This is a genomic window from Methanosarcina sp. UBA411, from assembly GCF_002495725.1.
Lineage (GTDB): Archaea > Halobacteriota > Methanosarcinia > Methanosarcinales > Methanosarcinaceae > Methanosarcina.
Map to the genome: position 1 here is coordinate 1 of NZ_DAGK01000006.1, position 14410 is coordinate 14410.

The 14410-nt window shown below is 46.3% G+C and carries 11 protein-coding genes and 1 tRNA gene; all 12 read right to left on the reverse strand.

Going from position 1 to position 14410, the window contains the following annotated elements:
* Positions 1–1247 (reverse strand): translation elongation factor EF-1 subunit alpha (tuf, locus tag BP861_RS02460; protein ID WP_292372246.1); only part of this gene is annotated, 1247 nt, incomplete at its 3' end.
* 353 nt (positions 1248–1600) lie between these two features.
* On the reverse strand, positions 1601–3793 hold the full coding sequence (locus tag BP861_RS02465; RefSeq protein ID WP_292372248.1) for an elongation factor EF-2: 2193 nt from the start codon (positions 3791–3793) through the stop codon (positions 1601–1603).
* Between the two features lie 72 nt (positions 3794–3865).
* Positions 3866–4432 carry a 30S ribosomal protein S7 gene (locus BP861_RS02470; protein WP_292372249.1) on the reverse strand — a complete coding sequence of 189 codons (567 nt, stop codon included), beginning with the start codon at positions 4430–4432 and terminating at the stop codon, positions 3866–3868.
* Positions 4429–4857: a 30S ribosomal protein S12 gene (locus BP861_RS02475; protein ID WP_292372251.1), complete on the reverse strand. Its 429-nt coding sequence runs from the start codon at positions 4855–4857 to the stop codon at positions 4429–4431. The genes BP861_RS02470 and BP861_RS02475 overlap by 4 nt, the downstream gene beginning before the upstream one ends.
* 106 nt (positions 4858–4963) lie before the next feature.
* A complete protein-coding gene (locus BP861_RS02480; protein WP_292372253.1) occupies positions 4964–5389 on the reverse strand; it encodes a NusA-like transcription termination signal-binding factor in 426 nt (141 codons plus the stop codon).
* 20 nt (positions 5390–5409) lie between these two features.
* Entirely contained in the window at positions 5410–5706 is a 297-nt protein-coding gene (locus BP861_RS02485; protein WP_292372255.1) for a 50S ribosomal protein L30e, read from the reverse strand.
* A gap of 273 nt (positions 5707–5979) precedes the next feature.
* A complete protein-coding gene (gene rpoA2, locus BP861_RS02490) occupies positions 5980–7203 on the reverse strand; it encodes a DNA-directed RNA polymerase subunit A'' (protein ID WP_292372257.1) in 1224 nt (407 codons plus the stop codon).
* The gene (locus tag BP861_RS02495) at positions 7203–9845 is read right to left on the reverse strand and encodes a DNA-directed RNA polymerase subunit A' (RefSeq protein WP_292372260.1); all 2643 of its coding nucleotides are present in this window, start codon (positions 9843–9845) and stop codon (positions 7203–7205) included. Before BP861_RS02495 ends, rpoA2 begins: the two co-directional genes overlap by 1 nt.
* 12 nt (positions 9846–9857) lie before the next feature.
* Positions 9858–11672 (reverse strand): DNA-directed RNA polymerase subunit B, encoded by a 1815-nt coding sequence (gene rpoB, locus BP861_RS02500; RefSeq protein ID WP_292372262.1) that lies wholly within the window; start codon positions 11670–11672, stop codon positions 9858–9860.
* Positions 11673–11686: 14 nt separating this feature from the next.
* Positions 11687–13282, reverse strand: a complete 1596-nt coding sequence (locus tag BP861_RS02505) for a DNA-directed RNA polymerase subunit B'' (RefSeq protein WP_394339081.1) — start codon at positions 13280–13282, stop codon at positions 11687–11689.
* Positions 13283–13494: 212 nt separating this feature from the next.
* A complete protein-coding gene (locus BP861_RS02510; RefSeq protein WP_292372264.1) occupies positions 13495–13731 on the reverse strand; it encodes a DNA-directed RNA polymerase subunit H in 237 nt (78 codons plus the stop codon).
* An 89-nt stretch (positions 13732–13820) separates the two neighbouring features.
* Positions 13821–13897, reverse strand: a tRNA-Lys gene (locus BP861_RS02515).
* Positions 13898–14410: the final 513 nt, after the last annotated feature.

A 14410-nucleotide genomic window follows, 5' to 3' on the forward strand; every position in this document is an offset into this window, starting at 1 on the left:
CACATGCCGGCGGCAATGGTCATACCCATATCACGGATAGCGAACCTGCCGAGCTGTGGAATTTCTTTTACTGGCTCGATAACCATCGGCTTTGTTGGTTTGATGGTAACGATTGCTGCATCTCCGGCCTTAAGGAAGGTCGGGTTTTCTTCCTTTACCTGCCCGGACTTCGGGTCCAGCTTCTTGTCAAGAGAAATCAGCTGGCATGCAATCTGGGAGGTGTGGGAGTGGAATACTGGGGTGTATCCGGCAGTGATTGCGGAGGGGTGCTGCAGAACAACAATCTGTCCTACAAACTCATCAGCTACTTTTGGTGGGTTGTCAACATGGCCACAAACGTCTCCTCTGCGGACGTCGGCCTTGCCGATACCACGGACGTTCCAGCCAATGTTGTCTCCTGGAAGGGCCTGTGGAATTTCTTCGTGGTGCATCTCAATGGATTTAACTTCACCGGTTGCTCCGCCTGGCATGAAGACGACCTTGTCGCCCTTCTTCATGGTACCGGTTTCAACTCTGCCTACAGGCACAGTTCCAATACCGGAAATTGTGTATGCGTCTTCTACAGGGATCCTGAGAGGAAGGGTGGATGGCTTTTCTGGCTCTTTGAGGTTGTTTAGAGCTTCCATCATGGCTGGGCCCTTGTACCATGGAGTGTTTTCACTGTGCTTAACAATGTTGTCGCCTTGGAATGCAGAGGTTGGAATGAAGGGGATTTCGCTTGGCTTGAATCCGATCATTTTAAGGATACCGGAGACCTGCTCGACAACTTCCTTGTACCTCTTCTCGCTATATTCAACTGCATCCATCTTGTTGACTGCGACGATCAGCTGGTTGATACCAAGGGTTCTGGAAAGGAAAATGTGTTCTTTGGTCTGGGCCATTACACCATCAGGAGCTGCGACAATAAGGACAGCAGCGTCAGCCTGGGAAGCACCTGTGATCATGTTCTTTACGAAGTCACGGTGACCTGGGCAGTCTACAACTGTAAAGTAGTACTTGTCTGTGTCGAATCTCTTGTGAGCGATGTCAATTGTAATACCTCTTTCACGCTCTTCCTTAAGAGAGTCCATAACCCATGCGAAGGCGAAGGATTCCTTACCCTTCTGCTTTGCTTCTTCCTTGTACTTCTCAATAATGTGTGCAGGTACAGCTCCTGCGTCATACATTAAACGTCCTACGAATGTTGATTTTCCGTGGTCAATGTGACCAATAACTGCTAAGTTCATGTGCGGTTTATCTGATGCCATATTATAATTCTCCTGTAATTCTGGATGAGTTTCATTCGTATATCAAATATTTACTATATTAAGATTAGGGCGGATCTCAATATTGATTCATCTTTTCTATATTCTTTTGTCCGATCAATATTGTCAGTTTTCCTCTTTCCGGATTCCTTCTCGAACCGCCACTTTATAAATTTTCCAGTGGTCTGGACTGCTTTCCCCAATATAGGCATACCTTATTTTAAAGCTTTCCGATTGGCCGTATTCCCGAGCCGATAGGGATTCTCTTCCCTTCCAAATCAGTCGGGTGCTCTTATCTATCCTATCTGAGGATAGGTATATCCTTGTAAATATTAAGGAAAAGCGGAAAATTCCGCTTACATTGAAAGGAAATCAGTGGCTTTAGGCAGTTCTTTCTTCAAGCCTTTCCTCTCTCTGATCTGACCTACAATTTCGTTCTGAATGCTGGTTGGCACAGTGTCAAAGCCTCCGAATTCGGTGCTCCACATAGCACGCCCTTCAGTTGCAGACCTGATCTCTCCTGCAAATCCGAACATTTCAGCTACAGGCACTCTGGCCTCAATAATTGCCAGATCTCCTTCCGTAGTCATGTTAAGAATGATTCCACGGCGGCCCTGCAGTTCCTTTGTTGCACCACCCATTAAAAGCTGGGGTACTTGGACGAAAACCTTCTGATAAGGTTCTAGCAGGGTGTCGTCTGCCATAAGCATGCCTGCCTGAATGGCCTGCCTTGAAGCTGGAATTACCTGAGCCGGTCCTCTGTGGATTGCGTCTTCATGAAGTTTGGCATCTACGAGCACGCACTTTACATTTGCCACGGGTTCCCTTGTAAGCGGGCCTGCACGCATGACTTCCTCAAACCCGTCAAGCACAAGTTCCATTGTCTCATTCAGGTACTGGATACCTTTGGTCATATCAATGAAGATATTGGAATTGAAGATCCCGACAATGCCTTTTGCCTCTTCTTTTTCCATTCCGAGATCCATGAGTTTCTGCCTGCGTTCAAGCTCGGGCAGATTCATGCTGATATCGCCGGCCTTGATAGCATCCACAATCTCAAGGTCAAGGGGTTCCACAAAGATATAGAACCTGTTGTGCCTGTTTGGAGACTTTCCTTCAACAGCTTCGATCTTCTTCTTAATGGTTTCCCTGTAAACGACAATTGGCTTGCTAGTGGTGATTTCCACGTTCTTGTCCCTTTCGATCCTGTGTGCAATAACCTCAAGGTGGAGTTCTCCCATACCTGCCATCAGGTGTTCCCCAGTTTCTTCGTCCAGAGTAATCTGAAGGGTCGGGTCTTCCTTTGCAACCTGTCTGAGCACTTCAACCAGTTTGGGTAAGTCCTTGGTGTGCTTTGCTTCCACAGCTACAGTCACAACAGGCTCGCTTACGTGCCTGATGCTTTCAAAAGGTGTCATGCCTTCGAGGGTTGTTACAGTGGATCCCACAATTGCATCTTTCAGACCGGTAACTGCGGCAATGTTTCCTGCAGGAATCTTGTCCACTTCAAGCCTCTCAGGGCCCATGAAGATACCTACCTGCTGGACTCTGCTCTTCTTTGCAGTGCCTGAGGTATAGACTTCCATACCACGGGAAAAAGAACCGCTGAACAGTCTTCCTGTTGCAACTTCACCTGCGTGGGGGTCAACAGAAATATCAGTTACCATGAATGCGAGGTCTCCGTCTGGATTTGCATGAGTCATGGACTCTCCGATCTCGGATTTCGCATCTCCGTGCCATATAACAGGTACTCTTCCCTTCTGAGCGTCAAGTGGGTTTGGCAGGAAGTGAATGACCATGTCAAGTACAGCTTCGTGCAGTGGGCACTTTTCTGCCAGGGACTTCATATCTCCGGCTTTACAGTATTCGTATACATCGTTAAAAGAAACCCCGGTTTTCTTCATCATGGGCACACTGATTGCCCAATTGTAAAGAGCTGACCCGAAAGCAACAGTTCCGGCTGCAGCATCAACTCTCCAGCCTGCCTTGTATTTTTCAGGGTTCATGTTCTTGATGAGCTTGTTCACGTGGTCAATGACTTTTCCAAGGCGAACCTGCATTTCCTGAGAATCTACCTGGAGCTCATTGATCAGCCTGTCGACCTTGTTAACAAAAAGTACAGGTCTGACATGTTCCCTGAGTGCTTGTCTCAGAACGGTTTCGGTTTGGGGCATTGTACCTTCGACAGCATCCACGACAACAACAGCGCCGTCTACAGCCCTCATTGCACGGGTGACGTCCCCACCAAAGTCAACGTGTCCGGGAGTATCGATTAGGTTGATCAGGTAGTCTTCATTATCAAAACTGTGAACCATGGAAACGTTGGAGGCATCGATAGTAATACCTCTTTGCTGTTCCTCTTCGTCGGAATCCATGAATAACTGTCTGCCTGCAAGTTCCTTCGAAATCATGCCGGCGCCGCCTAACAGGTTATCCGATAATGTAGTTTTTCCGTGGTCAATATGCGCAACAATCCCGATGTTTCTGATCTTTGCCGGTTCATTCATGAGCGTCGTTACACGCTCGACCATCTTCTTCCTTCGTCCCATGCTAATACCTTTTAAACAAATGTAATCTCGTTCTATAATGACTTTTTATATCGAGGCAACCCGCATAAGCGATTAACGTGCTGCCTTTGCAACTCTTTCCTTTGCATCCTTCCTGTTGATTGCGAAGGACTTTGTGTCACGGTTTGCAGCGCCTATTAATTCGGTTGCCAAACATTCTGCAACCGACCTCTTGGATTTAAAGGCTGCATTGTTGGTTCCCATACTGATGTAGCGCAGAGCTGTATCCACACGCCTCTGTGGTGCGGTGTCTACTGCTTTTGGCACGGAGATTCCGCCGTACTTCAGCCTTACTACTTCCTCCCTGGGGCCTGCGTTGGCAATAGCATCCACAAGCACCTGGATAGGGTTCTGCTGGGTTTTCCTGTTTATGATGTCGAAAGCTTCTTCAATGGCGCTGAGAGTCCTCTGCTTCTTTCCTGTGTTTACCTCGGTCCTCATCAGGTTATTTGCCAGACGTTCCACAATAGAAATCTCGGATTTGTTAAACTGCTGCCTCGCATGCTTTCCGCTGCTGTGGGGAACAATAACAGGAGTAAGACTGACATAGCGCTTAATTCCTAGGTCTCGGACTTCAACTTCAGTCGGGTCCCATTTGCCGAATATCTTCAAGAAAATCATCTCCTGGGTTTTTCCATTCTGCCGATAACCAGCTCGTTCAGAGATACGTTGTTTACGGCAGTCACTTTGAAGCGTACACCCGGAATATCACCCATAGCACCACCCATGCGGCCTCCAATCCTTTCCACGGTTACTTCATCGTGCTCGTCGATGAAATTCACTGCGCCGTCTCCTGGACAGAAAGCAGTTACCTGACGCCCGTTTTTAATAAGCTGGATTCTTACACATTTGCGGATAGCTGAGTTTGGCTGCTTTGCTTCAACTCCTACCTTTTCTAACACAATACCCCTACCCTGGGGTGCACCACCTAGCGGATCGGCTTTCACGTTCAGCCCAAGAACTCGCCTGCCATAGTATGAGTCTTTCCAGCGGGCATTTTTCCTGGTCTGTGTGAGAATATTAGCTGCATATTTTCCTTTAGCCATTGTTAATTTCTCCAAATTAAAAATTTATCTCAGTTTTCTAGAGGCATACTGGATGCCAGATTGTCCTTCAACGCCGGATTAATAGATCAATGTAAATTAAATTAGATTACTGCAGGATCACATCTTCTATATCATGATGGCGACGGGCAAGCATCTTTACTTTCTCAATGTTTTTGCCGTTACGACCTATGGCAAGCCCCTTTTCTTTATTGGGTACCTCTACATAAGCTAATCGCTTGCCATTTTTGTTTAGAATGTTTACCGAACTCACGGAAACAGGTCCAAAGGCATTCTTCAGAAAGGTAACAGGGTCATCTGAATATTCCACAAGTTCTATGGGTTTGTCCAAGGTCTTTTTAACGCGGTTTATATTCTCCCCATTTCTGCCTATAGCAAGTCCCATATCTCCCTGTTTTACGACATATACGAGCCTTTCCTCCTCAGGGATACAGTCAAGAATTTTGGCTCGCGTCATATTTTCAAATAACGCAATGTACTGGATGCTTTCTGCAGTAAGTCTTATTTCACCCAAGACGTTGCCAACTCCTTTTATTAAACTGTAGCTGCCAGAATATCGGATTCTCCTACATCGAGAATTGCCATGGCTGCAATCGTAAAAGGCTTACCGCATACCGGTCCGAGTTCTACACTTGTGCCTTCATATTCCAGAACAGGGACATTTGTTGCCTGAACTTTCTGTTTAATTTCTTCGGGGCAGTTTGATGCCAGGACCACCATTTTTGCAGAACCATCTGCAGCTGCATCCATGGTCCGGTTGGCTCCAACTATTACTTTTCCTGTTTTCACAGCCTTTATAAGAGATTTATCAACATTGATCTTCATTTTCATCAACTCTGTCTCAAATGAGCTCGTCTACTCTATCTCTTTCCTAATAAAGATTTTCCAAGCTCGGTGAATATATGGTACTCTAAATACCTGATGCCTTATATTTATTTTCTGGTTATGAGCCTAGCAGACTCGAGTTTCTGCAGCAGGATTCTCTAAGTTTCATAAAGGTAAGGTATACCTGATCTGAACTGGTCCTCTATCAGGCTACGCACTTAAATAATTATAGGTTGAGTTTCAGGTTTTTGCACCGGGCTGGCTTTTACCCAGAAACCTTCACTCTTCTGCCGCTTCTGCCGCTTCTGCTGCTTCTGCCGCTTCTATTGCTGCTTCAATTTCATCTCGTCTTCGGCTTATAAGGTGCACGTCTCCTGTACCCATACGGATAGGCTGGCCAACGATGATATTTTCCGTGACTCCCTGAAGCTGATCCACATCCCCGCGCATTCCTGCATCCAGCAAGTGATTTACCGTAACTTCGAAAGCTGCACGAGCAAAGACACTTGCCTTTTCTCCTGAAATCCCGTGCCTTCCGATCTGTTTTACTTCTCCGTCACAGGTCATAAGATCGGCCACAAGCATAATGTGCCGGATGTCCACAGTAAGACCCTGTTCACGCAGAGTATCTGTAGCTTCCTTAATTATCGCATTTCTTGCAGCTTCGATTCCAAGCACTTCATAAATTTCATTGATGTTATTTGTACTTGTCCTTGTCTTATCCACGCCTTCGAACTGAAGCACTTCACGCAGGGCCGAACCTTCAGTGTAGAGTGTATATTCTTCCCCTTCCTTACGGACCACTACACGCTTGATTCCTTCTATTCCTTTCAGGGTGACATTATGGATGCTTTTTGCAAGCTGTAGAAGCTCCCTGTAAGAAGGCTCTCCCGGTGCAATGATAATTTGGTTATCTATATCCGGAGAGATGGTAACCATCACGTTCAATTCTTCATTGAACTTTTCTTTTACCTGATCTATAGTAATGTTCCTGCCTTCCATTGCCTTCTCATGCAGGTCAATTATCAATTTCATCTGGGAAAGATCAGTGGTTACGTCAGCGATATGATCAATTTTTGTGGCTTCAATCTCCCAGGCAAGATATCTTGTCTTTTCCCTGTCGTAAGCATAGTCCTCAGGATGTTCTTTTGAGAGGGCAATTGTCATCATAGGAGTGCTCGGAATTTTTCGAGCATCCACAATTTCAATAAGACGGGGCAGACCGAGTGTAACGTTAATCTCGGCCACACCAGCGTAGTGGAAGGTACGCATTGTCATCTGGGTACCCGGCTCCCCTATGGATTGGGCTGCAACCACACCGGCAGCATCACAGGGTTCCATACATGAGGTATGATACTCTTCCATCACCTGTTCTATAATCTCTTCCATTTCCTTCTTGCTTACTCCGGCTTTGATAACATCTGCCTTGAGAGCATTAAGGATATTTGAAGGGAGAGGCAGATCTTTTATCATGCTATCGATTGTAGCTTCACTAATACTCATCAGGCCACCTCCCGGTTTACTACGGAACGGACAATCCTGTGGATTGTATCGGGCTTGCTGAAATCACTTTTTGTGGGGTTAATTCCATCTTCTCCGAACTTGAACTGCACAAGCACACCTCTGGTATCCCTGACCGTAAGATCGTACTGGACTTCCAGGTCCTGAAGAGCATTAACAAGCCTTCTCTGCAGGTACCCTGATTGTGATGTCCTGACTGCAGTGTCCACAAGACCTTCCCTACCACCGATTGCATGGAAGAAATATTCAGTCGGGTTAAGCCCGCTCTTGTAGCTTGCCTTAACGAACCCGTGGGCATCAGAACCCAGGTCTCCTTTCTCGAAATGGGGCAGTGTCCTGCCTGCATATCCTCTGCGGATACGTTCACCACGAACTGCCTGCTGACCAACACAGGCTGCCATCTGAGTAAGGTTCAGAATGGAACCTCTGGCTCCTGAGCGGGCCATGATAACTGCCGAGTTTTCAAGTCCCATATGGCTGTCTGCGATATTACCGGTCTCGTCTCTGGCCTTTCCGAGCTTCTGCATGATGCTCATTTCAATTGTCTCATCAAGGGTTCTTCCAGGAAGAGGTTCAAGTTCTTTATTCTGGTAAGACTTGATGAGGTTCTGCACAGCACCTTCAGCTTTGCCGAGGACTTCATTGATCTGGATTCTGGCTTCTTTCGGAATATCCTCATCAGCTATCCCGAAACTCAGGCCTGTTCGCATGATAGCCCTAACTGCAAGCATAGTCATATTGTCTATAAAGCGGGCTCCGGCTTCAGGGCCTATTTCCTTGATAATGCGGTCCTGAACTTTTCCTTTGAATGCTCCGATGGCCGCCTCGTCTATCGTACCTTTAATGAGTTCTCCGTCCCGGATCACCACATAGGCATCGTTAGGGCACTCCTCTTTCTTGCAGGTATCACAATGCGAGCAAACCTGAGCTGTAAACTGTGCATTCAAATTTTTGGGCAGGATCTGGCTGAAAATCTGTTTTCCTGTCCAGTAGGGCTTTCCGTCGGGATCATACCCTGCAGGGGAAGGCAACTCACGGATATCACTTTTCCGGAGCATATCATAAGCATCATTAGCTGAGATATGATCTTCATACCGTGTCAGTAGGAAAAGCCCAGAGATGTGGTCGTGAATCCCGCCTATAATAGGTCCTCCGAAACGCGGGGAGAGAATATTTTCCTGAACCTGCATGAGGATCTTTGCCTCAGCCCTGGACTCTTCGGTCTGAAGGGCATGCATGTTCATCTCGTCCCCATCAAAGTCAGCGTTATATGGAGGACAGACCGCAGGATTTAACCTGAATGTCTTATTCGGGAGTACCTTAACTGAATGAGCCATGATACTCATTTTGTGTAGAGACGGCTGCCTGTTAAAGAGTACAATGTCTCCATCCTTTAACTGGCGTTCAACTGTCCATCCGAACTCCAGCTTTTCGGCAAGGTCATCTTTGTTTACATTAGTAACTTTTATACGCCTACCGTCAGGCCGCAGCACGTAGTTTGCTCCGGGGTGTACATCTTCCCCATTGCGCACGTAAATCTTTAGCTGTTCTATATTCCTTGGCGTTACCACTGCGGGCATTGTCAGGGTCCTTGCAATGGGCATAGGAACCCCTACCTCATTAATGCTAAGGTTCGGGTCCGGAGAGATTACCGTACGGGCTGAGAAGTTAACACGCTTACCTGACAGACTTCCTCTGAAACGCCCTTCTTTACCCTTCAAACGCTGGGAAAGAGTCTTTAAGGGCCTGCCTGACCTGTGCCTTGCAGGAGGTATCCCTGAGACGGAGTTGTCAAAGAAGGTTGTAACGTGATACTGAAGGAGTTCCCAGAGGTCCTCAATAATGAGCTGAGGTGCACCGGCCTCCCTGTTTTCCTGGAAGCGCTGATTAATCCTAATAATATCTACAAGCTTGTGAGTCAGGTCGTCTTCACTGCGCTGTCCGGATTCAAGGGTAATTGAAGGACGAACCGTAACAGGAGGTACTGGCAGGACTGTAAGGATCATCCATTCAGGCCTTGCGTTCTTCGGGTCCATCCCAATAACCCGGATATCTTCGTCAGGGATATTCTCGAAACGGTCCCTTATCTCTGTAGGGGTTAATTTCTCTCCGTTTTCAAGATACTCAGTGGGTTTTTCAAATTTAATATCTAACTGTTCCTCGTTACAGTAAGGGCAGACCTTTACTTTACTGGCTTCCTTATAAGCCTCGTTAATCAGGTCATCAGGCATATGTCCGATTTCCTCAATGCCTATAAGCTGATCCAGAAAATGCTGTTTCTGTGCAGGTTCAAGCAGGATCTTGCTGCATTTCCTACAGGTTGCCCTGAGAAGTTTTCGGATTACTTTGTTGAAACCAACGTGGACTACAGGGGCAACGAGTTCAATGTGTCCGAAGTGGCCTGGGCACTCGCCTGCTCGCCCTGAACAGGTTTTGCAGCGAAGCCCAGGGTCAATAACCCCGAGTTTTGTATCCATAAGCCCCATATCTATTGGAAATCCGTCATCATCGTAAGTGTCGGCTGTGATGATCGGGGTTGAACTCATTTTACGGATCTCTTTTGGGGAAAGTAAACCGAATTTAATAGAAGAAATTCTTTTTGGGATTGGAGGTACGTTTGCCATATCTGCCTCACCTCATACCGCGTCTTCAAGTTTAAGCCTGGGCGCAACTCCCAGGGATTTTATTTCGTCAAGCAGCAGCTTGAATGCGTAGCTCATTTCCACAGGATATATGTCCGTGTCAGCTCCGCAGGTTGAGCAGAAAGAGACATTCCGCTGCTTGTCATACGTTGCAATCATTCCGCAGTGGGAGCAGACAAGTTCCACAACCTTGTCCGACTCGTCGAGCAGCCTTTCTTTTAATGACATGGCAGCTCCGTGCCCTACAAGCACATCACGCTCCATTTCTCCGAATCTGAGACCTCCTTCTCTGGCTCGACCTTCAGTTGGCTGGCGGGTAAGTACCTGTACTGGTCCGCGAGACCTTGCATGCATCTTCGAAGTGACCATATGGTGCAGTTTCTGGTAGAGAATAACCCCAACAAAGACATCTGCAGGAATCATCCTCCCGGTTGCTCCATCGTAGAAAACCTCTTTTCCGGTGTGGGCAAAACCGTGCTTTTTCAGGGCTTCTCGAAGATCTTCTTCATTTTCCCCGGAGAAAGCTGTTGCATTAACTCTTCGGCCTTCCATGGAACCTACTTTTCCACCAATCATTTCCAGAACGTGGCCTACAGTCATACGCGAAGGAATTGCATGCGGGTTGATCATCAGGTCAGGAGTTAGGCCGGATTCCGTAAACGGCATATCGGCAATCGGGACTTTCAGGCCGATAACTCCTTTTTGCCCGTGTCTTGAAGCGAATTTGTCCCCTATATCAGGAATCCTTTCATCTCTTACTTTTACCTTGGCAAGCCTGGTTCCGTTAATGGATTCGGTCAGAATAACCGTATCAACAATTCCGGTTTCATTTGACCGCATTGTGATCGAGCTTTCTCTCCTCTGCTCGACTGCAATCCCGAAGTCCGACGGTTCTTCAAGGAACCTTGGAGGACTGGTCTTTCCAATCAGTACATCGTTGGGTCCAACCGGAGTTTCGGGATTCACAAGCCCATCAGTATCCAGGTTAGCATAGGCTTCTGCACTGCGCGCTCCACGGTATTCAGAGTCAGGAATCTCAAACTTATCTTCCTGTCCACCGGGATACCTGCGTTCTTCTCCTTCGAAAGTTCTGAGGAAGTGACTTCTCCCGAGACCTCTATCAATTGAGCCTCTATTGAAAATCAGGGCATCTTCAATGTTATACCCTTCATAGGACAGAATTGCAACCACAAAGTTCTGGCCTGCAGGCCTGTCATCAAAACCTATTGCTTCCGAGGTCCTGGTTTTGGTCATTGCTCTCTGAGGATAGTGAAGGACATGGGCACGGGTATCAGGTCTGAGTTTCTGGTTTGCGGTTGCAACTCCAATACATTGCTTTATCATGGCTGCACCCATGGTATTACGCGGAGACGCATTATGTTCTGGATAAGGAACCATTCCCGTAGAGATTCCGAGAATAAGTTCAGGATCAATCTCCATGTGAGTATGCCTTGGACCAATGTCAGCCTCGTAGAGTGCGATATAGGCATTTTCCTCTTCTTCAGCATCGAGATACTCTATGCAGCCTTCTTTCACCAGGTCATCAAAATTGATTTCCTTGTTCTTAATTTTCTTTACGTGCTCTGGAGTTACCTTGAGAGCTCCGTTCTCCACAACTAGGAGGGGCCTTCTTGCTCTGCCCATATCGGAGTTTATAACTACTTCTCTAGTGCTGTCGTTAAGAGCGACATTAACCTGTCTGGATATGAACCCCTGCCGCCTCATTTTTCGGAGCTCGTCTACAAGCTCCGCAGGGTTATCATGGGTCCCGACAAGCTCCCCGTTTATGAATACTTTTGCTTTAGTCATCTAACATCGACCCCTCAATCACCGAACATTGATCCGGCATCGTCCATATCTGAATAATCGTAAAAATCATCATCTTTGTATTTGCTTTCGACTTCTGAAGGCTCTTCATACTCTTCAACAATCTCTTCTCCAAACTCATCAAGTAGGGTTTCCTTTATTTTAGCTGGGAGTTCCGGTACCTTTACAACCACACGCTCAACGTTAAGATCATAGAGGATTTTCTTTATTCCGTCGATCTCCTCTATTCCTGTTGAAAGCTCAACCATCTCGGCAAAATTTTTCACCAGACCACAGTTTGGACCTTCAGGGGTTTCCGAAGGACAGAGTCTTCCCCACTGGGTTGCATGCAGGTCTCTGGCTTCAAAGTGAGGTTGGGCACGGGAAAGAGGAGAAATTACACGGCGAAGATGAGAAAGCGTGGAGATATAGTCGTTTCTGTCAAGAAGCTGAGACACACCTGTTCTTCCTCCAACCCAGTTTCCGGTTGCTAGTGGGTGCTGCAGGCGGTCAGTCAACACATCTGCCCTGACTATTGTTGCGACATTCAACTCCCTGTTCCTCATGTTTGCACGTTCGAGCTGATATTTTATGTCTCTTGCAAGCCTGTTGAAAGATACCCTAAAGAGATCTTCCATCAGGTCTCCTGCGAGTTTCAGCCTTTTATTTGCGTAGTGGTCTTTATCGTCTTCCGAACGCTTACCAAGCGCCAGCTCGAAACAGGACTCCGCCATTCTTGCCAGGAAGTGAGCCTTGGAGATCCTGTCTCTCATGTCGTTTCCAAGATGAGGGAACAGGTACCTGTCAATAACATAGTTTGCTCTTTTTATCTGGTATTCCTTGGCCTGGCCTGCAGCGACCCTAGCTCCAATTTTCTCGATTGCCTCTTCCTGGGTTTCGACTTCGGCTTCTTCGAGGTTTTCCAGCATGAATTTGATAATTTCGGGATCGCTTGAAACTGCATTTACAATATCTTCATCAGTTACAATCCCAAGAGCTCTCATCAGTGTAATGAAGAAGACTCGACCTGAAATTGAAGGGAAAGAAACCTCAAGCAGGGATTTTCTTCCTCTTTCTACGATTACGAGGGCTCTGTATCCGCGTTTCTGTGAGAAAACCTTTGCAACTTCTATGGTATCGCCGTACCTCTCTCCATACTCTACAAGAATTTTGTTAGGAGCGAGGTCTTCAAGAGTCATAACCACTCTTTCGGTACCACCGATAATGAAATATCCCCCAGGATCAAGGGGATCTTCCCCATAACGAACTTTTTCGGTTTCGCTGAGCCCAGGAAGGTTACAGATCTTGGATTTGACCATGATAGGAAGCTGTCCGATTTTTGCTTCCATTACTTCGGACTCAACTCCGTCTTTTACTACGCTCATTTCGAGGTAGAGAGGGCCTGAGTACGAGAGGTTCCTGAGCCTTGCCTCGTTGGGATAAAGTTTTTCGATTGCCCCGTCGGCTTCTTTTACCACAGGATGTTCTACCCGGATTTTGCCAAGTTTGAGGTAGGTATCCTCGATATCGGTTTCTATTATTCTCTGTTCATCTATGATTTTTTGCAGCCCGTAATCTATAAACTTATTAAACGAGTCTATATGGTGCTGCACTATTTTATCCCGTGTAAAATAAGCCTGCGACAGTATACTTGTTTCTAACGCGATGATAGCACCCTCTTTGCTTTATTAAAATGAAAATCAAGAGATTCTGATCCTTAGATCGGTATGCAACTGTTGAATTTTGCCGTATGATGGTGCGTGGAATTCAAAAAGACACATTCCGTGAAGAAATTCAATCTTGCAAGCGGTTTACCCCATGCCGCTTACTCGATCACAAGTCTGTAGTACTCTGCCTCCCCTGCAGTTTGACTTTTTCTTGTGATTTTCACTACGTCTCCGACAACAGCTCCTATTTCTTTACTAACAGGATCCTGCACTTTGATTTTCGGAAGTTGCTCCTTTTCTATGGAATATTTGCTCAAAACAGATTTTAACTCGCCTTCAGACATAATTTCATGTTTAGGGACCGACTCATGGTCGAGCAGGCTGAATTTTGTCAAATCCTTTCCTCCAAAAATAAAGTATTCAAAAAATTTGTCAGGTCTGATTTTCCCGCGGATGGCCTTTCCGCCGGATATAATAAAGAACATGGCGGGCCCGTAGGGATTTGAACCCTAGGCCGACTGGTTAAAAGCCAGTCGCTCTGCCTGACTGAGCTACGGGCCCAGTTACTTTTTTTACATCATTTTACTTCTTTGCACCTGGAGCTTTTTTCATGCCACCCTGCTGCCCCGCTGCCTCAGGGAGCACCTCTCACACCGGTGCAACCCTCTAATTATAGCTATTCTATAAATAGTTTATGGTGAGATCCTTTTTTCTCCCGGAATTCCTGTATATTTAAGCTGAAATTATTTCTCACGTGACGTATTTTTACGGGATTTTTTTAGATTTTGCCAGTAAAATATATGTACGATAATTTTTAACTTTTTAAAAGTAAGGCCAAAAATTCAATTTATTTCTCTTATTCCCGGGTAACTTGAGACTTTTGCCCCAATTCTGAATAACGTCCCTATTCCCGGTAGTCACCCTCTCCAAAATAAAGTATTAATTAGTCAAATCCAAATTTCTAAATTTAAGTATTTTAAAAAATGCAAGCAGGGTATGTATATCTCAGCTCTAATGCCTCTATCATCTATAATAGAGTGATCTATAGAGCTATCTCGAGAGCCACTTGATTAA

What these genes read in the sequence shown, in the direction of transcription:
- BP861_RS02465 (WP_292372248.1), bottom strand. Translation starts at nt 3,793, where the DNA reads ATGGGACGAAGGAAGAAGATGGTCGAGCGTGTAACGACGCTCATGAAT.
- BP861_RS02470 (WP_292372249.1), bottom strand. Translation starts at nt 4,432, where the DNA reads ATGATTTTCTTGAAGATATTCGGCAAATGGGACCCGACTGAAGTTGAA.
- BP861_RS02475 (WP_292372251.1), bottom strand. Translation starts at nt 4,857, where the DNA reads ATGGCTAAAGGAAAATATGCAGCTAATATTCTCACACAGACCAGGAAA.
- BP861_RS02485 (WP_292372255.1), bottom strand. Translation starts at nt 5,706, where the DNA reads ATGAAAATGAAGATCAATGTTGATAAATCTCTTATAAAGGCTGTGAAA.
- rpoA2 (WP_292372257.1), bottom strand. Translation starts at nt 7,203, where the DNA reads ATGAGTATTAGTGAAGCTACAATCGATAGCATGATAAAAGATCTGCCT.
- BP861_RS02495 (WP_292372260.1), bottom strand. Translation starts at nt 9,845, where the DNA reads ATGGCAAACGTACCTCCAATCCCAAAAAGAATTTCTTCTATTAAATTC.
- rpoB (WP_292372262.1), bottom strand. Translation starts at nt 11,672, where the DNA reads ATGACTAAAGCAAAAGTATTCATAAACGGGGAGCTTGTCGGGACCCAT.